18 protein-coding genes and 1 riboswitch are annotated in these 19,644 nt (G+C 70.0%); of the genes, 8 read left to right on the forward strand and 10 right to left on the reverse strand.

What is annotated here, in order from left to right; translation table 11 throughout:
• Window positions 1–82: 82 nt before the first annotated feature.
• Window positions 83–2,053 (forward strand): DNA helicase RecQ, encoded by a 1,971-nt coding sequence (recQ, locus tag OHT76_RS25480; RefSeq protein WP_328873189.1) that lies wholly within the window; start codon window positions 83–85, stop codon window positions 2,051–2,053.
• 77 nt (window positions 2,054–2,130) lie between these two features.
• On the opposite strand, the gene OHT76_RS25485 is transcribed toward recQ, so the two are convergent.
• Both OHT76_RS25485 and fahA read right to left on the reverse strand, forming a co-directional pair.
• Window positions 2,131–3,069 carry a M56 family metallopeptidase gene (locus OHT76_RS25485; protein ID WP_328873190.1) on the reverse strand — a complete coding sequence of 313 codons (939 nt, stop codon included), beginning with the start codon at window positions 3,067–3,069 and terminating at the stop codon, window positions 2,131–2,133.
• 259 nt (window positions 3,070–3,328) lie between these two features.
• The gene (gene fahA, locus OHT76_RS25490; protein WP_328873191.1) at window positions 3,329–4,543 is read right to left on the reverse strand and encodes a fumarylacetoacetase; all 1,215 of its coding nucleotides are present in this window, start codon (window positions 4,541–4,543) and stop codon (window positions 3,329–3,331) included.
• 318 nt (window positions 4,544–4,861) lie between these two features.
• Between fahA and OHT76_RS25495 the strand changes: the two genes are divergently transcribed.
• A complete protein-coding gene (locus OHT76_RS25495; RefSeq protein WP_328873192.1) occupies window positions 4,862–5,668 on the forward strand; it encodes an HAD family hydrolase in 807 nt (268 codons plus the stop codon).
• Between the two features lie 12 nt (window positions 5,669–5,680).
• Here OHT76_RS25495 and OHT76_RS25500 read toward each other — a convergent pair whose 3' ends face one another.
• The 3 genes from OHT76_RS25500 to OHT76_RS25510 form a co-directional block, all read right to left on the reverse strand.
• Window positions 5,681–6,154, reverse strand: a complete 474-nt coding sequence (locus tag OHT76_RS25500) for a transglycosylase SLT domain-containing protein (protein ID WP_328873193.1) — start codon at window positions 6,152–6,154, stop codon at window positions 5,681–5,683.
• 3 nt (window positions 6,155–6,157) lie between these two features.
• A riboswitch (cyclic di-AMP (ydaO/yuaA leader) is annotated at window positions 6,158–6,340 on the reverse strand.
• Window positions 6,341–6,610: 270 nt separating this feature from the next.
• On the reverse strand, window positions 6,611–8,653 hold the full coding sequence (locus tag OHT76_RS25505; protein WP_328876617.1) for a CocE/NonD family hydrolase: 2,043 nt from the start codon (window positions 8,651–8,653) through the stop codon (window positions 6,611–6,613).
• 16 nt (window positions 8,654–8,669) lie between these two features.
• A complete protein-coding gene (locus OHT76_RS25510) occupies window positions 8,670–9,902 on the reverse strand; it encodes a peptide MFS transporter (protein ID WP_328873194.1) in 1,233 nt (410 codons plus the stop codon).
• A 207-nt stretch (window positions 9,903–10,109) separates the two neighbouring features.
• On the opposite strand from OHT76_RS25510, the gene OHT76_RS25515 reads away from it, so the two are divergent.
• From OHT76_RS25515 to OHT76_RS25535, 5 genes are all read left to right on the forward strand, one after another.
• Window positions 10,110–11,120, forward strand: coding sequence for a polyprenyl synthetase family protein (locus OHT76_RS25515; protein WP_328873195.1), 1,011 nt, complete (start codon window positions 10,110–10,112; stop codon window positions 11,118–11,120).
• Between the two features lie 182 nt (window positions 11,121–11,302).
• Entirely contained in the window at window positions 11,303–12,184 is an 882-nt protein-coding gene (locus tag OHT76_RS25520; protein WP_328873196.1) for a CHRD domain-containing protein, read from the forward strand.
• Between the two features lie 270 nt (window positions 12,185–12,454).
• Window positions 12,455–13,639, forward strand: a complete 1,185-nt coding sequence (locus OHT76_RS25525) for a LolA family protein (protein WP_328873197.1) — start codon at window positions 12,455–12,457, stop codon at window positions 13,637–13,639.
• Between the two features lie 10 nt (window positions 13,640–13,649).
• Complete coding sequence (locus OHT76_RS25530; RefSeq protein ID WP_328873198.1) at window positions 13,650–14,621, forward strand: ABC transporter ATP-binding protein; 972 nt, start codon at window positions 13,650–13,652, stop codon at window positions 14,619–14,621.
• Window positions 14,608–15,477 carry an ABC transporter permease gene (locus tag OHT76_RS25535; RefSeq protein WP_328873199.1) on the forward strand — a complete coding sequence of 290 codons (870 nt, stop codon included), beginning with the start codon at window positions 14,608–14,610 and terminating at the stop codon, window positions 15,475–15,477. Before OHT76_RS25530 ends, OHT76_RS25535 begins: the two co-directional genes overlap by 14 nt.
• A 32-nt stretch (window positions 15,478–15,509) precedes the next feature.
• Here the strand turns inward: OHT76_RS25535 and OHT76_RS25540 are convergent, their stop codons facing one another.
• From OHT76_RS25540 to OHT76_RS44175, 3 genes are all read right to left on the reverse strand, one after another.
• Window positions 15,510–16,091, reverse strand: coding sequence for a flavodoxin family protein (locus OHT76_RS25540; protein ID WP_328873200.1), 582 nt, complete (start codon window positions 16,089–16,091; stop codon window positions 15,510–15,512).
• Between the two features lie 102 nt (window positions 16,092–16,193).
• Window positions 16,194–16,703 (reverse strand): DUF6668 family protein, encoded by a 510-nt coding sequence (locus tag OHT76_RS25545; protein ID WP_328873201.1) that lies wholly within the window; start codon window positions 16,701–16,703, stop codon window positions 16,194–16,196.
• A 438-nt stretch (window positions 16,704–17,141) separates the two neighbouring features.
• The gene (locus OHT76_RS44175; protein WP_443049833.1) at window positions 17,142–17,726 is read right to left on the reverse strand and encodes a pentapeptide repeat-containing protein; all 585 of its coding nucleotides are present in this window, start codon (window positions 17,724–17,726) and stop codon (window positions 17,142–17,144) included.
• Between OHT76_RS44175 and OHT76_RS44180 the strand changes: the two genes are divergently transcribed.
• The gene (locus tag OHT76_RS44180; protein WP_443049834.1) at window positions 17,695–18,018 is read left to right on the forward strand and encodes a hypothetical protein; all 324 of its coding nucleotides are present in this window, start codon (window positions 17,695–17,697) and stop codon (window positions 18,016–18,018) included. The genes OHT76_RS44175 and OHT76_RS44180 overlap by 32 nt on opposite strands.
• Window positions 18,019–18,062: 44 nt before the next feature.
• Here OHT76_RS44180 and OHT76_RS25555 read toward each other — a convergent pair whose 3' ends face one another.
• Both OHT76_RS25555 and OHT76_RS25560 read right to left on the reverse strand, forming a co-directional pair.
• Window positions 18,063–19,013, reverse strand: a complete 951-nt coding sequence (locus OHT76_RS25555; RefSeq protein ID WP_328873203.1) for a M28 family metallopeptidase — start codon at window positions 19,011–19,013, stop codon at window positions 18,063–18,065.
• A 140-nt stretch (window positions 19,014–19,153) separates the two neighbouring features.
• A complete protein-coding gene (locus OHT76_RS25560; RefSeq protein ID WP_328873204.1) occupies window positions 19,154–19,636 on the reverse strand; it encodes a VOC family protein in 483 nt (160 codons plus the stop codon).
• Window positions 19,637–19,644: the final 8 nt, after the last annotated feature.

Here is a 19,644-nt window from a genome sequence, read left to right on the forward strand (position 1 = left end):
GCCTGTGGATAACTCCGGCGCTGTCGGTGCGGACGCCTATCGTGGACGCAGTGGTCGAGGAGCGACGTACGGGGGCACGGCGATGGGCGGGACGGGCGGGATCGGTGCAATGACAGCGGTAGCCGAGAGCGAGGCGCTGGCCACGCTCCACAGGGTCTTCGGGTACGAGGCCTTCCGGGACGAGCAGGAAGCGGTCATCGAGCATGTGGTGGCCGGCGGCGACGCCGTCGTCCTCATGCCGACCGGCGGCGGCAAGTCGCTGTGCTACCAGATCCCGTCCCTGGTCAGACCAGGTACGGGCATCGTCGTCTCGCCGCTGATCGCGCTGATGCAGGACCAGGTGGACGCGCTGCGGGCGCTGGGTGTGCGCGCCGGGTTCATGAACTCCACTCAGGACTTCGACGAGCGCCGGGTGGTGGAGGCCGAGTTCCTGGCGGGCGAGCTGGATCTGCTGTACCTCGCGCCGGAGCGGCTACGGCTCGACTCCACGCTGGATCTGCTCTCCCGGGGCAAGATCGCGGTGTTCGCGATCGACGAGGCGCACTGTGTGTCCCAGTGGGGCCATGACTTCCGCCCCGACTATCTGATGCTGTCCCTGCTCGGGGAGCGCTGGCCGGACGTTCCGCGGATCGCGCTCACGGCGACCGCCACCGCGGCGACGCACCAGGAGATCACCGAGCGGCTGAACATGCCGACGGCCCGGCACTTCGTGGCCAGCTTCGACCGGCCCAACATCCAGTACCGGATCGTGCCGAAGGCCGACCCCAAGAAGCAGTTGCTGAGCTTCCTGCGCGAGGAGCATGCCGGGGACGCGGGCATCGTGTACTGCCTCTCGCGCAACTCCGTGGACAAGACGGCGGAGTTCCTCAGCCGCAACGGCATCGAGGCGGTGCCGTATCACGCGGGTCTCGACTCGGGGACGCGTGCGGCGCACCAGTCCCGGTTCCTGCGTGAGGACGGGCTTGTCGTGGTGGCGACGATCGCTTTCGGCATGGGGATCGACAAGCCGGACGTGCGGTTCGTCGCGCACCTGGATCTGCCCAAGTCGGTCGAGGGCTACTACCAGGAGACGGGCCGTGCGGGGCGGGACCGGCTGCCGTCCACGGCGTGGATGGCGTACGGGCTCAATGACGTCATACAGCAGCGCAAGCTGATCCAGTCGGGCGAGGGTGACGAGGCGTTCCGACGGCGGGCGGCCGCCCATCTGGACGCGATGCTGGCGCTGTGCGAGACGGCTCAGTGCCGGCGGGGGCAGCTGCTCGCCTACTTCGGCCAGGATCCGGATCCGTCCGGTTGCGGCAACTGCGACACCTGCCTCACGCCGCCCGAGACCTGGGACGGGACCGTCGCGGCGCAGAAGGTGTTGTCGACGGTGGTGCGGCTGCAGCGGGAGCGGGGGCAGAAGTTCGGGGCGGTGCAGATCGTCGACATTCTGCTGGGGAAGCGCACCGGGAAGGTGATCCAGTTCGACCATGACCAGCTGTCCGTCTTCGGTATCGGGGAGGAGCTGAGCGAGGGCGAATGGCGGGGCGTCATCCGGCAGTTGCTGGCGCAGGGGCTGCTGGCCGTCGAGGGGGAGTACGGGACGCTTGTGCTGACCGAGGGCAGTGGGGCGGTGCTGCGGCGGGAGCGGGAGGTGCCGCTGCGGAAGGAGCCGAAGAAGCCGGTGACCTCGCGGTCGGCTTCTGGTTCGTCCGGGAAGGGCGAGCGGAAGGCGAAGGCTGCCGTGGTCGAGTTGCCGGAGCGTCTGGTGCCCGCGTTTGAGGCGTTGCGGGCCTGGCGGGCGGAGCAGGCCCGGGAGCAGGGGGTTCCGGCTTATGTGATCTTCCATGATGCGACGCTTCGGGAGATCGTGACCGTTTGGCCCTCGTCGGTACGGGAGTTGGGGAGCGTCAGCGGGGTGGGGGAGAAGAAGCTGGCGACCTATGGGGAGGGCGTGATCGGGGTTCTCGCCGGGCTGGATTCGGGGGCTGGGAGCGGGGCCGCGCCCGAGGCCGAGGGGGATCACTGGCCCGAGATGGACGCGGAGCCGGAGCCGGACGACTGGGTGTGAGGGTGCGGCCGGTGTGGGGGTCGGCGTAGCTACGGCAGCCCTGAGAGCTACGCCGACTTCAAGAGCTAGGCCGACTTCTAGCCCAGCGCGGTCAAGCCCGGTGCGAACGTGATCAGGAGTGGTACCAGGGGGACCAGTGCTGCCACCGCCGTCGTCAGGGCTCGGTCGCGGCGGCCCAGGCGGGGTGGGGGTTCCAGGAGGCGGTCTACTCGTTCGCCGAGGAGGCGGTGGCTGGAGGCGCAGGAGAGGACGCCTCGGTGTTGGTTGAGCTCGATCAGGGCCAGCGCCGTCGTCAGGTGGCCGCAGCGGCGGGAGGCCGTGTCGTCGGCGGCCAGTTCGACCAGGCGGTGGGTCTGGTCGCAGAAGTGGGCGAACAGGGGAATGCGGGGGAAGCCGGTGGCAAGGGCGGTGGAGAGGTGCAGTAGCCAGTCGTGGCGGGCTCGGGCGTGGCCGCGTTCGTGGGTGAGGACGGCGTCCAGCTGGTGGTCGGTCAGACGGTGCAGGGCACCTGTGGTGACGATCAGCTGGGGCGGGTTGCCGGGCATCCACCAGGCGTCCGGGTATTCGTCCTCCAGCACCAGGAGAGGGCCGCGTGCGGCCGGCAGACCTGCGGGCAGGTCCGGAGCGCGTTCGCTCAGGTGGGCCCTGGCCTGGCCGCGGCTGCGGCGCGCCTCGACCAGCTCGCGGGCCAGCATCGCCGTCGTCCAGGCCGCGCCGCAGGCCAGGAGCAGCGTGAGGGCCGCCGCCCAGACCGGCGCCGCGGAGAGGTCGTACGCCGCGGTCACCGCCGGCGGCGCGGGTGCGAAGACATGGTCGCGGACCGTTTGGAAGACGGTGGCGGCGCCCAGGACCAGGGCCGTCAGACAGCACAGCAGGACGGTGGCGACCAGGCACTGCCACACCCACAGCCCGACCACCGGCTCCCGTTCCGGCCACGCGGCCCGGGTCAGGGAACGCGGTACCGGCACGGCGGCCGTCAGAGCGACGGCGCTCAGCAGGAGCAGGCAGACAGTCATGCCACGGGCTCCGGATCCTGGTCGGGACAAGGGCGGCTGCGGGCGGGCTGTGCGCGGGCGGTGCGGAACGTGTGCCGCGCGCACCGTCCGCCGCCAAGTATGACGGCGACGGACGGCACACGGCAGACGTCGGAGACCAACTAAACGTCCCACTAAACGTCCAACGGGACGGGAAAGGGGATGATCCGAGAGGAGTCGGCCACGAGCGTCAACTCCCGTACGGGCGCGGGCTATTCGGCAAGGGACAGGTCAGGACCCCTCAACCCGCCACCACTCGCCCGGTGACCTCACCCAGCCCCACACGCGCCCCGTCCGCCCCCGGAGCCCACGCCGACAGTGTCACCACGTCGCCGTTCTCAAGGAAGGTCCGCTTGCCGTCGGGGAGTTCGAGGACGTCGCGGCCGTTCCAGGTGAGCTCCAGCAAGGAGCCGCGTTCGTGTTCCGTCGGGCCGCTGACCGTGCCGGAGCCGTAGAGGTCGCCGGTGCGCAGGGAGGCGCCGTTGACCGTCATGTGGGCCAACTGCTGGGCGGCCGTCCAGTACATCGTCGAGAAGGGAGGTTCGGAGATCACATGGCCGTTGAGCGACACCGAGATGCGCAGGTCGTAGCCGCCGGGTTCCTCGGCCGCGTCGTCCAGGTAGGGGAGCAGATCGTGGGTGCGCTCCGGAGGGGCCACGCGCGCCTCGTCCAGCGCGTCCAGCGGGGTGATCCACGCCGACACCGACGTGGCGAAGGACTTGCCGAGGAAGGGGCCGAGAGGGACGTACTCCCAGGCCTGGACGTCGCGCGCGGACCAGTCGTTGAGCAGGCACAGGCCGAAGACGTGCTCCCGGAAGTCGGAGAGGCCGACCGGGCTGCCCATCGCCGAGGGCACCCCCACCACGAAACCGACCTCCGCCTCGATGTCCAGGCGGACGGACGGGCCGAAGACGGGTGCCGCGTCGGTCGGCGCCTTGCGCTGGCCCGACGGCCGTACGACATCCGTGCCCGAGACCACGACCGTGCCCGAGCGGCCGTGGTAGCCGATCGGGAGGTGCTTCCAGTTCGGGGTGAGGGAGTCCGCCGCGTCCGGGCGGAACATCTGGCCGACGTTCCGTGCGTGGTTCTCGGAGGCGTAGAAGTCGACGTAGTCCGCGACCTCGAAGGGGAGGTGCAGGGTCACCGAGGAGAGCGGGTGGAACAGGGGCTCGATGGTCTCCCGGTGGGACGGCACCGTGACCCAGGCCGTCAGCGCGCGGCGCACGTCCGACCAGGCGGTGCGGCCCGCGGCCAGCAGCGGGTTGAGCGTGGGCCGGGCGAGCAGGGAGGCGTACGGGGAACCCAGCGCCAGCGCAGCCGCGCCCGCGTCGAGGACATGGTCACCGAGCCTTACCCCGACCCGGCGCGCGCTGTCCCCGCCGGGGATGGAGAAGACACCGTACGGAAGGTTGTGCGGGCCGAAGGGGTCGCCCTCGGGGACATCAAAGGGGGGCATGGGTGCTGCCTCACTCTCGTGCGTGCCACGGGTCCGTGTCGTCGTCGCACACGTTACGGGTGGGGCACCCGTCTTGGGCAGTGCCGAAAGCGGAGGTGGCGCCGCCGACAGGATCCTCGGGCGCGCTGCCCGGCGTCTCGAAGCCGTCCAGGACCTTGCCGGTCGCACCACTCGCCCCCAGCCGTCACCGCAGTGCCCCTTTTTCACCAGAAGCTGACGATGACAAGGGAGTTGGAGGGGGCGCGCGGGGTGGTGGTGACGCCGGGGTCGTCCGGTTCGCGCTGAGTCGGCGGGGCGTCCTGTCCGTATTCTCTGATCATGGCCGCACCCATCGCATATTCACTCATCGCCACCGACCTGGACGGAACCCTCCTCCGAGGCGACGACACGCTCTCCGACCGGTCGCTGGCCGCGCTCGCGAGGGTGGCGGAGTCCGGCGCCCGGCACCTGGTGGTGACCGGCCGTCCGGCGCCCAGAGTGCGGCCGCTCCTGGACGACCTGGGCAGCAAGGGGCTCGCGGTGTGCGGGCAGGGCGCGCAGGTGTACGACGCCGGGGCGGACCGCCTGCTGTGGTCCGTCACCCTGGACCGGGAGTTGGCGGAGACCGCGCTCGGCAAGATCGAGGCCGAGGTGGGGCAGGTGTACGCGGCGGTCGACCAGGACGGCGTCGACGGGCTCACGCTGATCGAGCCCGGCTACCTGATGCCGCACCCCACCCTGCCCGCGGTGCGGGTCGGGCGGCGCGACGACCTGTGGTGCGAGCCGATCAGCAAGGTGCTGCTGCGCCATCCCGAGCTGTCCGACGACCAGTTGGCGGCGACGGCGCGCTCGGTGGTGGGTTCGCTGGCGACGGTCACCATGTCGGGCCCCGGGACCGTCGAACTTCAGCCATGCGGCATCACCAAGGCGACGGGTCTGGCGCTGGCGGCCCGGCATCTGGGGCTCGGCCCGCGGGAGACCATCGCCTTCGGCGACATGCCCAACGACATCCCGATGTTCGACTGGGCGGCCCACGGTGTCGCGATGGCCAATGCCCACCCCGAACTCAAGGCGGTGGCCGACGAGATCACCCTGTCGAACGAGGACGACGGCATCGCCGTCGTCCTCGAAAGACTCTTCCGGTAGCCATGGAAAGGCTCAGTACGCCCCGAAGACGTTGTCGATCGAGCCGTACCGCTGAGACGCGTAGTTGCAGGCGGCGGTGATGTTCGCGACCGGGTCGTAGGGGTCGTACGAGGTGCCGGAGACGTGGTACGCCTGGAAGGTCGGGTCGATCACCTGGAGCAGGCCCTTGGACGGGGTGCCGGCGGCGGCGTTGGAGTCCCAGTTGTTGATCGCGTACTGGTTGCCCGAGGACTCCCGCATGATGTTGCGGTAGATGCCGTCGTACGAGCCGGGGATGCCGTTCTGCGCCATGACCTGGAGGGACGCGCGGATCCAGCCGTCCAGGTTGTTGGCGTACCCGAGCGAGGCGGCGGTGGTGACGGTCGGGGTGGCCGCCGAGGCGCTGGTCGCGCCGATGAGCGGGAGCGCCAGTACGGCGGCGCCGGTGCCGAGGACGGCGAGCTTGCGGGCGAGGCGGGTACGACGGTGCTGAGCGGCAGCAGGCATGGCGAAGTTCCTCTCCGGCGCCTGCGAGGTGAGCTGTCGGGTTCGGGCGGGAGCTGCCCGGCCGCGCACCGTGAAGGGCACGCGACTTCACCCCGAGCCGTACCGACGCGTCCGAAGACGTCCGGCACGGCGACTTACCTGGGTCCCCCGCTCCTGCCGTACGAAGAATCTCGGTGGAGCCGGACGGCGGCAGGATTAGGCGTCCGCCCGACAGGCCGGGAACGTATGCGAGAGCACATGTCCGAAACAAGTAGCGGATTCACATATCCAGCACTTTGATCTTCGTTCGAGTGGCAGACGGGGCTGGGGTCTTTGCGGTCGCCAAGGCTCAACTGGCGGCCTTCAAGCGGGTGTCGAGGGAAGCCTGTGGGGTGCCTGTGGGTATACGCGCGTGAGCCAAGTCACGCGCAAGTGCAAGATAGCTTAAATCGGTCAATCGACCCCAATGGGCCCGTATCAACCCGCCGTTCGCGGAATCCGCTTCTCCCATGTCCGATGGAAGACCACTTCGCCACCATCCGTGCAAATCACCTCATTCGAGGCGATGAAGTCCTTCGCATCGCACGTGATCTCGGAGCGGGTCCGCACACTCGTGTCCCAGGCCAGCTCCGGACGGTGCAGCCGGATCGTCCAGTCCGAGCGGGCGCGGGCCGACAAGGGGTCGGTGGACCGGATCGTGTACGTCTCCAGCGCGTCCTCGGTGAACTCCAGGCCGTCGGGGTACACGCGCGTGCCGCCGTACCGCGGATCGACCTCAAGCCGCCACTCGTCCTTGGCCACGTCACGGGTGACCAGCCGCTCGGGGCGCGGCTCGTCCAGCGTCACCGGGTAGCTCACGCCGAGGGGCTCGGCCTGTTCCGGCTCCTCGAAGGCGATGTCGAAGGCGATGTCGAAGGCGATGTCGAAGGCAGTGTCGAAGGCGACGTCCGTCCCGGAAGACGCCCCACGCGCGCGTACCGGCAGTTCCAGAAAGCTCCCCGCCGGATCCAGCGTGAACCCCGCCCCCGACTCCGCCTGCGGCCAGACCCACGGCCAGTACGCCGACGACACCGCGAGCCGGATGCGATGCCCGGCCGGGAGGGCGTGCCCGATGCCGTTCAGCTCGAACTCGACGTCCTGCGTGGCGCCCGGCTCCCACGGCACCACCCGGTCGCGGCCGTGGCGCGCGGAGAGGTTCAGCACGCCCCGCGCGACCAGGGTCGAGGAGCCGTCGGGGGCGACATCGCAGACCCGCGCGATCACCTGCCCGCGCGGCACCTCCGAGGTGAGCCGCAGCCGCACCTTCGGCCGCCCCAGCACCCAGGTCTCCTCGCCCACCGCGAACTCGAAGCAGGCCGAGCGCCCGTCCTCCTCCCGCTGGTCCGGCGGCAGATCGGCGTCGTTCCCGAACGGGAAGAAGCGGCCGGCGTCCACGCCGGTGTGCATGGGGGACCGTACGAGCACGGGGGCGCCCTGGAGGGCGTACGTCACGTTCGTGATGTGAGGGGAGGGCCAGGCCGGCTCGCCGACCCAGCGGCCGGGCAGGGTGTCGTAGACCGTGGCGGGCGGGTGGGAGTCACTGACGTAGGCCCGTAGGAGGGGCTCGGGGAGGGTGCCCTTGCCCTTCAGCCAGTGGTCCCACCAGCGCAGGGTCTCCTGGAGGAAGCCGATCGCCGGTCCTGGCGGCAGGCCGCGGTCGGGGTACTGGTGGGACCAGGGGCCGATCAGCCCCCGGACGCGGTCGGCGGGCAGGTGTTCGACGAGTCGGAGCACGGTGTCGCGGTACGGGTCGTGCCAGCCGCCCACCGCCAGCACGGCGGCCTCGATCGCGCCGTAGTCCTCGCACACGCTGCCGTGGCGCCAGTAGTCGTCCCGGGTCTGGTGGGTCAGCCAGGTGTGCAGGAACGGTTCCACGGCCTCCAGGCGCTTGAGCCAAAGGTCCCGCCAGGCGTCCCCGGCGTAGAGCGGATCGGGCGGCCGGGAGACGAAGGCGAGCATCGTGGCCGCCCAGGCGTGCATGTCCACCGCGAGGACGGAACCTCCCGTGTAGTGCACGTCGTTGTCATAGCGATCGTCGGTGGAGCAGACCGTGACGATCGCCTTGAGCGGCTCGGGCGCGAGGGCCGCGATCTGGAGGGAGTTGAAGCCGCCCCAGGAGATGCCGAACATACCGACCTTGCCGTCGCACCAGGGCTGGGCCGCCAGCCAGTTGACCACCTCGACCCCGTCGGCCAGCTCCGTCGCCGAGTACTCGTCCGTGGGCAGCCCCTCGCTGTTGCCGTGCCCGCGGACATCCACCCGGACGGAGGCGTAGCCGTGACCGGCGTACCAGGGGTGGCGCTGGAAGTCGCGCGGGGCCGTCCAGTCGGTCAGGCGGTACGGGAGGTATTCGAGGAGCGCCGGTACGGGCTCGTCGGTCAGCGGGCGCCACACGCGCGCGTAGAGCAGAGTTCCGTCCGCGAGCGGGATGCGGAGGTCCTCGTGGGTCGTCTCGTAGGGGAAGGACGTACGAATGTGCAGGCTCATCGCGATGACCTCAGTGGACGGGGTGCATGGTGCGGCGCAGCCAGGGTGCGGCGGCCATCACGGCGAGCCCGGCGGCCACCGCGAGGGCGCCGTTGACGCCGAAGTAGGCGGGCTTGGAGACGTCGTCGTAGAGCTTTACCGTCTGGGCCTGGATGCCGTTGGCGAGGGCCAGCGACAGGAACCACAGGGACATGGTCTGGCTGGAGAAGGCGGCGGGGGCGGAGGCGTACCAGCTCGCGGGGAAGTCGTAGCCGAGGAGGGTGGTCTCGGCGTTCGAGGCGGCCAGCAGCATCATCGTCGAGTAGGCCTGGAAGAGGATGAAGTTGAAGACCGTCGAGGCGAGGAAGAGCACGATGTACGGCCGCAGCCGGCCGCGTTCCTCGGCGGTCACGCGCGGGCTCGCGAACATCACCGCGAAGTAGAGCACCGGCGCGATCACCGAGATCAGGGTGAGCAGATCGACGAAGTCCATGGTGAGCCGGTCGGCGGCCGCCAGGAGAGTCGCGAGCAGTGCGACTGCCGCCGTGCCCGCCACGATCAGCCGTACCGCGCGGCACATGGCGTCGGGCGCGAGGGCGAATTCGGCGGCGTGCTTGCGCCCGGCCAGGTGGCGGCGCCCGGCGACGTACTGGATCAGGCCGAAGGTCATGCCGATCGCGGCGGCCGAGAAACCCCACTGCCAGCCCCGGTGGTCCCCCAGCCAGCCGGTGATCAGCGGGCCCGCGAAGGCGCCGATGTTGATCGCCATGTAGTAGAGGGCGAAGCCGGCGTCCCGGCGCTCGTCGTCGGTGCGGTAGAGCTTGCCGACCATGGTGGCGACATTGGGCTTGAGCAGTCCGGTGCCCGCGCTGATCAGCCCGAGGCCGGCCCAGGTCATGGCGGCGGTGGGCACCGCCATGGCGTAGTGGCCGCAGGCGATCACGATGCCGCCCCACAGCACCGCGCGGTACGAGCCGAGGATGCGGTCGGCGAGCCAGCCGCCCGCGACCGAGACGAGGTAGACCAGGGTGCCGTAGGCGGCGGAGACGGAGGCTGCCGTTCCGGACGACATGCCCATGCCCCCGTGGGCCACCGTGTCGGCGAAGTACAGCACCAGGATGGCCTGCATGCCGAGGAACGAGAAGCGCTCCCAGACCTCCAGGCCGGAGAGCGTGAGCAGGCCCCTGGGCTGACCGAAGAACGCTGTGTCGTCCTTGGGCGGCGGCCCGCTGCCGGGCGGGACATCGACTTCGGTTCGAGACACGCTCCACTACTTCCACGTAAGTCGATAGATATCCGTTCTTATCAGGTGATCAAAAACATAACCGGCGTGATCCCATACCGCCCGTCGTGGACGGGCGGGCGGCAGCGGTGATCGAAACGTGACCGGATACGCTGACTTGAGTGAAGGCAGCGACCTATCGACAAACCGCGTAATCGCCAGTAGACACCAGCAGACAGGAGACCCCTCGTGACCGTCGTCGGGCCGTTCGGGCTGAGCGTGCGGGACCAGGCTCTGGAAGCCGATGTCCAGGCCGGATTGGCGGCTGTCGAGGAGGGATTGCTCGAGGCCACCAAGAGCGAGGTCCCCTTCATCACGGAGGCAGCCCAGCATCTCGTGCGCGCGGGCGGGAAGCGGTTCAGGCCGCTGCTCGTGATGCTCACCGCGCAGTTCGGGGACCCGTACACGCCGGGGGTCGTGCCGTCGGCCGTGGTGGTCGAGTTGACCCATCTGGCGACGCTGTACCACGACGACGTGATGGACGAGGCCGAGGTCCGGCGCGGGGTGCCCAGCGCGAACACCCGCTGGGGGAACTCGGTCGCGGTCCTCACGGGTGACTTCCTCTTCGCCCGCGCCTCGCACATCCTCGCCGACCTCGGTCCCGAGGCCGTCCGGGTGCAGGCCGAGGCGTTCGAGCGGCTCGTCACCGGGCAGATCCTGGAGACGGCGGGGCCGCAGGACGGGCGCGACCCGGTCGAGCACTACCTCGATGTGCTGGCCGGGAAGACGGGATCGCTGGTGGCGGTGTCGTGCCGCTTCGGAGCGATGATGTCCGGTGCCGACGAGACGGTCGTGGACGTGCTCACGCAGTACGGCGAGCGGCTCGGGGTCGCCTTCCAGCTCGCGGACGACGTGCTGGACATCGCGTCCGACTCCCACGAGTCGGGGAAGACGCCGGGTACGGATCTGCGCGAGGGGATTGCGACGCTGCCGGTGCTGCGGCTGCGGGAGCGGGCGGAGCGGCTGGGGCTTGCCGAGGACATTGCGCTCTGCGAGCTGCTCGATTCCGACCTGACTGATGATGTGCGGCACGCGGAGGCGTTGGCGGCGCTTCGGGCGCATCCGGCCCTCGAGCAGGCTCGGCGGGATACCGTGCGGTACGCGCAGGATGCGCGGGCTTCTTTGGCGCCGCTGCCCGAGTGTGATGCGAAGGCTTCGCTCATGGAGCTGTGCGACGCGGTGGTGCATCGGGCGGGATAGGTTCTGCCGCTTGCTGTCCGGTTTCCGTCTGCGGGTGCGTTGTGGCTGGTCGCGCAGTTCCCCGCGCCCCTTACCTGCGTCCCCGGTGGCGCGCGTCACATTGCTGAGCTGAGTCCAAGGTCGGATCAACCCCGTATTCACGCGCAGAAGCCTGCGCAGCTGACCAACGGGGAGACAACTTCATGCGTACGAGTCTGATCGTGGCCGCCGTTGCCGTGGCCGCCGCTGTTGTGCCCACCTCTGCCTCTGCCACCGCCCATGACAGTGGTGGCGTCGTCCTCGCCACCAGCCTCCGCGGCGCCAATGAGGTGTCTGTCGGTGACAAGGACGGTGTCGCACTCCAGTTCGTGAAGGTCCACGGCGACCAGGTCTCCGTCGCCGTCAAATGGCGCGGTGTCGACAAGCCGACCGCCCTTCACATCCATCAGGGCGCCAAGGGCACCAACGGCGGCGTCAAGGTCGACTTCACCGAGCTGCTCGCGAAAAGCAAGGGCAAGTCGGTCACCGGAACCATCAAGGTCACCGACCCGGCCCTGCTCAACTCGCTGACGTCCGACCCCGGTTCCTTCTACGCCAACCTGCACACCGCCCAGTTCCCCGGCGGCGCCGTCCGTGGCCGGCTCCACAAGGTGACCACCGACTTCGACTTCCGTGACGCGCTCGACAACTTCCAGGCGTCCGTCATCAAGGGCCAGCAGATCTACGAGTGCAAGCCGGCCGAGGGCGGCGGCCACGCCTTCGCCCAGCGGGACGTCAGCGCCGTACTCGCCGGACCGATCGCGCACTCCTTCGTCAAGCCCAACTCCGGTACCCCGCAGTGGATCGCGCCCGACCGCAGTGCGGTCACCGGGTCGGTCCTCAGCAGGACGCCCAATGGGGACGGCAACATCCCCGAGCTGGACCTGAAGGCCACTCAGTCCGGAAAGCACCGCGGGCTGCTCGCGGGCACCGCGGAGATCCTCCGGCTGAACACGGTCGGCGGTGTCGCCCCGGCCGGTTCCTGCACGCCGGGGACGATCGTCGGCGTGCCGTACCAGGCGGACTACGTGTTCATCCAGGGCTGATCGAGAAACGCACCGGAGCGACCGACCGAGCAGCAACCGGCGGCGTCTTCCCCACCCAACCCCTACGGGTCGGGGGAGGCGCCGCCCTCTCATGTCATACCGCAGGTGTACACGGAGTTGAGCCCGCGGTCTGACGCTTCCCGGCGGCCGATTTGGTCAGATGGTGACAACGGAAAACACCACTCCTCACCGATTCGGGTGAGAATGGCGGCTACGGGCTGGACGCACGGGAGTTGGCAGGCCGCCGCCGACGACGGAGGTAAGGCACACATGGCACCGTACGAATCCGACGACAGCACGACCCCGGACGAGATCGACGACCTGCGCTCGGGGCGGCGCAAGGCCGCGCGGTACGTCGTCCCGGTCGCGGTGGTGGGCGTGGCGGCGGCGACCATCGGTCTCGTCCCCGCCATCGCCGACTCCGGCGACCCCGATCTGCCGAAGATCAGCGCACAGCAACTCATCGAGAAGATCGCCGAGTCCGACGTACAGCAGCTGTCCGGGACGGTGAAGATCAGCACTGATCTGGGGCTGCCCGACCTCGGCGGTCTGGAGAGCTCGCTGGCGTCCGGGGCGATGGAGTCCGGGGACGGTTCGTCCGCCGACCCGTCGGCCAAGCTGACCGAGCTGGTGACCGGCACGCACACCCTGCGGGTCGCCACCGACGGCCCGGACCGGCAGAAGCTCTCGCTGCTGGAGAACGCCGCCGAGTACAGCCTCATCCACAACGGCAAGGACATCTGGGGCTACGACAGTGCCTCCAACGAGGTCTTCCACGGCACCGCCGCCGAGAGCGCCGAGCGGGAGAAGGAGGTCCCGGCCACGCCCAAGGACCTCACCGAGGAGGCCTTGAAGTCGGTCGACGACACCACGTCCGTCACCGTCGACGGCACCGCGCAGGTCGCGGGCCGGGACGCCTACCGGCTGCTCATCAAGCCCAAGCAGTCCGGCACCACGGTCGGCGCCATCACGGTCGCCGTGGACGCCAAGACCGGCATGCCGCTGAAGTTCACGCTGACCCCGTCGAGCGGCGGCGCCGCCGTGGTGGACGCGGGCTTCACGAAGATCAGCTTCGCCAAGCCGGACGCGTCGACCTTCGACTTCACCCCGCCGAAGGGCGCGAAGGTCACCGAAGAGGGCGAGGTCGAGGCTCCGGCCGAGGAGCACTCCAAGGTTCCGGAGGCAGCCGAAGACGGCGCCCCCGAGGTCATCGGCGAGGGCTGGAACTCCATCGCCGTCCTCGACACCGGCGGCGAGGGCATGCCCTCCGGCTCCGAGGTCGGCGGCGACATCGGCGGCTTCATGGACTCCCTCGGCGACAAGGTGAAGGGCGAGTTCGGCGAGGGGACGGTCTTCAAGACCCGCCTGGTCAACGCCCTGATGACGGACGACGGCAAGGTCTACGTCGGCGCGGTCACCAAGGAAGCCCTGGTGAAGGCGGCGAACGCCGGGTAAGAAGGCACCCATGACTGACACGTCCGCCGCGGAGCCGGAACCGGAGCAGGCTGACAGCGTGATCGTCACCCGCGCGCTCACCAAGCGCTACCGCGGCGGACAACTCGCCGTGGACGGTCTCGACCTGACCGTCCCGGCGGGCAGCGTCTTCGGCTTCCTCGGCCCCAACGGCTCCGGCAAGACCACCACCATCCGGATGCTGATGGGCCTCATCGAACCCACCTCCGGCACGGCCCGGGTGCTCGGCCGCCCCATGCCCCGCGCCACCCGGACCGTCCTCCCGCACGTCGGCGCCCTCATCGAGGGCCCCGCCCTGTACGGCTTCCTCTCCGGCCGGGACAACCTCCTGCGCTACGACGCCGCGGACCCGACCGCCGACCCGCGCACCCGGCGCGACCGCGTCGCCGCGGCACTGGACCGGGTGGGCCTGACGGCCGCCGCGGGCAAGAAGGCCAGGGCGTACTCGCTGGGTATGAAGCAGCGGCTGGGCCTCGCGGCCGCGCTGCTCCAGCCGCGCCGGCTCCTGGTGCTGGACGAGCCGACCAACGGCCTCGACCCGCAGGGCATGCGCGAAATCCGCTCCCTGATACGGGAGCTGGCCTCCGACGGCACGACCGTCTTCCTCTCCTCGCACCTCCTCGACGAGATCGAGCAGGTGTGCACGCATGCGGCCGTGATGGCCCAGGGCCGGCTCATCACCCAGGGCGCGGTCGACGACCTCGCGGCCGGGATGCGCGGGCGGCTCGTGGTCACCACGCCGGACACCGCGGACGCAGCGCGGGTGCTGAAGGAACAGGGCGCCGGGGATGTCGTAGTCGCCGAGGACAAGGTGACAGCGGAACCGCCCGATCGCGATCTCGCGGACCTCAACGCCGCTCTGGTGACCGCGGGCGTCCGGGTCCGCGGCTTCGGCGTCGAACGGGCCTCCCTTGAGGACGCGTTCGTGGCACTGACGGGGGAGGGCTTCGATGTCGCAGGCTGAACTTACGCGCCCGGCGAGTGTGTTGTGGACCTTCGGGCTCCTGCGCAACGAGCTGCGTACGACGCTCCGCCGCTGGCGCACCCTCGCCCTGCTCGGCGTACTGGCCGCCGTGCCGGTCCTGGTCGGGGTCGCCGTGAAGATCGAGACGGGCGGCGGCGGGTCGGTCGACGGCGGTGGTGGCGAGGGACCCGCGTTCATCTCGCAGATCACCAACAACGGCCTGTTCCTGGTGTTCACCGCGCTCGCCGCGACGCTGCCGTTCTTCCTGCCGATGGCCATCGGCGTCGTCGCGGGCGACGCCATCGCGGGCGAGGCGAACGCCGGCACCCTGCGCTACCTCTTGGTCGCCCCGGCAGGCCGCACCCGGCTGCTGCTCACCAAGTACGCGACCACGATGGCCTTCTGTCTGCTGGCCACGCTCGTCGTCGCGGTCTCCGCGCTGACGGTCGGCGCGCTGCTCTTCCCACTGGGGGACCTGACCACTATCTCCGGCACACAGATCAGCTTCACCGAGGGCCTCGGCCGAGCCCTGCTGATCGCGCTGGTCGTCGCCGCGTCCCTGACCGGGGTCGCGGCGCTCGGCCTGTTCGTCTCCACGCTGACCAACAGCGGCATCGCGGCCATGGCGACGACCGTGGGCCTGCTGATCACGATCCAGATCCTCGACCAGATCCCCCAACTGGACGTACTCCAGCCGTACTTCTTCTCGCACTACTGGCTGTCCTTCGCCGACCTGATGCGCGACCCGATCTACTGGGACGACCTGGTGAAGAACCTGGGGCTGCAAGCCCTGTACGCCGGGGTGTTCGGCACGGCGGCCTGGGCGCGGTTCGCGGCGAAGGACATCACGGCGTAGCTGTCGTAAGGGAATTACCTCTCGTGCGGGAATCAGCTCTCGTACGGGAACTTCGCGAGCGGTGCCTCGCGTTGGAAGAACGTCTTCGCGTTCTTCAGGGCCTCGCCGTCGTTCAGTACGTCACCGGGCTTGCTGCCGTTGCCCAGCAGCACGCCACCGAAGCGCATCCCCATGTACGCGGCCGAGTTGTTGAGGGCGCCGACCAGCGGATCGGCGACCACCTGCTCGTACTCGGAGAGCACGGTCACGCCCCACAGGGTGCGCCCGGCCATCGTCGCCTTGAAGTCGATGCCGGGGGTGCGCAGCCAGCCGGACCAGTAGTCGAGGTAGCGCTTGGCGTGCGCGGACACGGTGTACCAGTACAGCGGCGAGACGATGACGATGTCCGTCGCCGCGAGGGTGGCGTCGAGGAGCAGCGCGACATTGCCCTCGGTCGGGCGGGCGTGGTCGCTGTCGTGGCGCAGATCCTCGAAATCCGGCAGCGGATGCGCGGCAAGATCGATCCACTGCTGCTCGACGCCCTCGGGCAACTGCTCGGCGGCCCGGCGGGCGAGCGTCTCGGTGTTGCCGTCCTCGCGGCTGCTGCCGAGGACGAACAGGAAACGGCGGGTCATGGATCCCCCAGGATGCGAATGGTCGGCGTACGCGAACAAACTGCATCTGCATTATATGCGTACGCAAGAATCTGTCGAGGGGGATTATCCGGAGCCCGCGCGCTACCGTCGCCCGCTTCCTGTGAGGTGGGCCAGTGCCTCGGTCTCCCGAGGCGGGCGCCCGTCGGTCTCCCCGAGCCGCCAGGCCTGGACCCAGGGCACCCGGTATACGTCGATGACCTCCTCGATCGCCTTCACCCGCTGGGCGAGTGGACGCGGCAGCCGGCCCGGCGCATCGGCGACGAGCACGACCGCGTCGAGGTCGAGGCCGGGCGGCACCTGTCCGTATCGGAAGGCCTCCAAGGCCAGCAGCACGGCGTCGAGTCCGGCGGCGTGCGTACGGCCGACGAGCAGCACGGACTGCGGATCAGCGGGCCCCGGCCAGTCGCGCCCGCAGTCGTGGCCGCCGTAGACGGAGGCCAGGGTGGTGACGCCGGCGCCGCCGTGGGTGGCGACCCAGGAGTAGCGCCGGGGGGTGACACCGGCAGGCGGCGCGGGTGGCCGTGGCTCTTCCGGTACGGCCACCGGCCCGCGGATCCAGATCTCCGGTCCTTGCTGCACGTCAGTCCGCATGCCCGCGTTCCTCCCTTGTCACGCCCATGATCTTCGGGGCGGCCGGGGTGCCCGTGTGTCAGGGTGTGAGTTCCTGGAACGAGGCTGTGACGCCCCGGTGACGTGTGCACCGGGGACCTGCGGAGAGACTCGACGGTAGGTGCTGCCAGGGAGTGAGGAACCGATGTCTCGACTCAGCCGCGCGAAGAAGCGGGAACAGGGGGAGGAGCGGGCTGTGGATCCGGCAGCTTCTACGGCGGCGCCTATTGAGGTCCGTGTTCCGGGGACGTGCGCGGAAGGCGCGGTCGGCGCGTCGGTCGGCGGTGTCCCGGTCACGGCCGCCCCGGGCGAGGAGATCCAGCAGACCGTCCTGAACCACCTCCACCGCATCGCCCTCGCGACGGGACACCCCGTCCGGGCGACGATCCAGGACGACCGGATCGGGTACGCGGTGCCGCTTCAGGTGAACCTGGACGGGTCGAGCGCGCTGGCGGGGGAGCCGGTGGAGACGGCGCCGCGAGCGGAGACCGTCGTACCGCTTCCGGAGGAGCCGCCGCGGCCTGCCCGGGACAGGCCCACCCACCTTCTGCGTCCGGTCGCCGACCCCGCCCCGACGTTCCCCCTGCGCGCCGTACGGGACGCCGTACCCGGCACGGTCGCGCCGCCGACGGGGGAGTTCGGACCGCCGCCGGTGATGGATGCACCGGTGAAGGACGCGCCGGTGATGGACGCGCCGGTGAAGGACGCCCCGGTGGAGGACGTACCGGCCACGGACGAACCAGCCTTCGACCCGGCCCTGGACCTCACCCCCAAACCCCCGACCCCACCCCGAGGCTTCGACGCCGTGGCGGAAGCCGTGCTCGGCGACGAGCCGCCCACCGCCGCCCTCCTCGCGGAACCGGTGACCAGGATCAACGAGGCCGTAAGGGCCGGGCGGACGCAGGAGGCGGCGGAGCTGGCGCAGCGGACCGTCGCGCAGGCGTCGCAGTCGCTGGGCCCCGAGCACCCCGAGGTGCTGCAGCTCCGCGAACTCACCGCATACATCGCCTACTTGGCAGGCGCCCCGACGTACGCCTTCGCCCTCTCCCTCGACCTCGCCCGGATTCACCACCGCGCCCAGGACGCCGAGGCCGCCTACGGCAACGTCCTGAGCGCGGCGACCGCCTGGCGTGCCGTGCGCGATCCCGAGCAGGGCCTGCGCCTCGGCCACGAGCTGATCGCCCTGTGGGCCGCCCTCACGGCGGAGGACGGCCCGGCCGCCGAGGACGTCGAGAAGCTGGAGTCGGCCCGGGCCCGCATGGGCCGACTCACCGAGCGCGTCCGCCGGCAGTCCTAGGGGGCCATTCCTAGGACGACAGCGGTCCTAGGACGACAGCCGTCCTAGGAGGACAGCTCCCACACCGCGTACGCGATCGCGTCGCTGTTCCGGTTCAGCGCCGTGTCGTTGATGTTGGACGTCGTGTCGCAGGACGAGTGGTAGCAGCGGTCGAAGGCCTGCCCCGCCGTGCCGCCCCACTTGGCCGCCTGCGCCGAGGACTTGGCACGGCTGGCGCCGGTGAAGAGCCCGCCGACCGGTACGCCCGCGCTCTTGAAGGGCGCGTGGTCGGAACGTCCGTCGCCCTCGGTCTCGATCTCCGTCGGGACGCCGAGACCGGTGAAGTAGTCCTTGAAGGTCTTCTCGATCGCCGGATCGTCGTCGTAGACGAAGTACCCGGCGTTCGGCGAGCCGATCATGTCGAAGTTCAGATAGCCGCTGATCTTCGCGCGGTTCGCCGACGACAGGTTGTTGACGTAGTAGCGGGAGCCGACGAGCCCCAGCTCCTCGGCGCCCCACCAGGCGAACCGCAGATGCTTGGTGGGCTGGAGGTTCGCGCGGGACACGGCGAGCGCGGTCTCCAGTACGGCCGCCGAGCCGGAGCCGTTGTCGTTGATGCCGGCGCCGGAGCTCACGCTGTCGAGGTGCGAGCCGGCCATGAGGATCTGGTTGGGGTCGCCGCCGGGCCAGTCGGCGATCAGGTTGTAGCCGGTGCGGCCCGAGGCGGTGAACTGCTGGACGGTGGTGGTGAATCCGGCGGCGTCGAGCTTGGCCTTCACGAAGTCGAGGGAGGCCTTGTAACCGGCGCGGCCGTGCGCGCGGTTGCCGCCGTTGGCGGTGGCGATGGACTGCAGTTGGGTCAGATGGGCCTTGACGTTGGCCACGGGGATGTCGGGCGCGGCGGCCACCGCGGGCTGCGGGGCGGGGGCCGCCCCGGCTATGGATCCGCCGATCAGGAGAGTGACGGACGCGACGACGGCGGTGGCCGTGAGGCGCCCTGGAACCGAGAGCTTCATGGTGGGGGGCTCCGAATTCCTTGGGAATCACAGGGATTCCACAGCGAATGAGGTGCCCAGATGGTGAAGCTGTGACTAACTCTCCGTCAAGAGCGGTATCAGGACAGCGCTGTTCGCATAGCGGGCGGTCACTCGGCAGGTCACTGCACGCAGAACTCGTTCCCCTCCGGATCCTGCATCACGACCCACTGCCCGGAGGGCTCCTTCACCTCCCGCTGCACACTCGCCCCGAGCTTTCTGAGCCGCTCGACCTCCGCCTCCCGCTGCCCCTCGGGCGCATGCAGATCGAGATGGAGCCGGTTCTTGACGGTCTTCTCCTCCGGCACCCGCTGGAACAGCAGCCGCCGCCCAAGACCGGTCCCACTGTCCTGGTCGTACGGGTCCTCGGGATGCCGTACGGCGACCAGGTCCCGGAAGGCGAGCCGGGCGTGGAACTCGACGGTGGCCTCGCGCGGGAGCGCGCCGAGTTCCAGGAGCCGCTCGATGAGGGCGTTGTTGTCCTCGACCTCGTAGTGCAGCGCGGCGGCCCAGAAGTCGGCCTGCGACTGCGGGTGGGCGCAGTCGATGACGAGCTTCCAGTGCAGCGGCGCGGGTGCTGATGCGGATTCAGATGTCTGCGTCATGAGGTCAC

The organism is Streptomyces sp. NBC_00287, assembly GCF_036173105.1.
GTDB lineage: Bacteria > Actinomycetota > Actinomycetes > Streptomycetales > Streptomycetaceae > Streptomyces.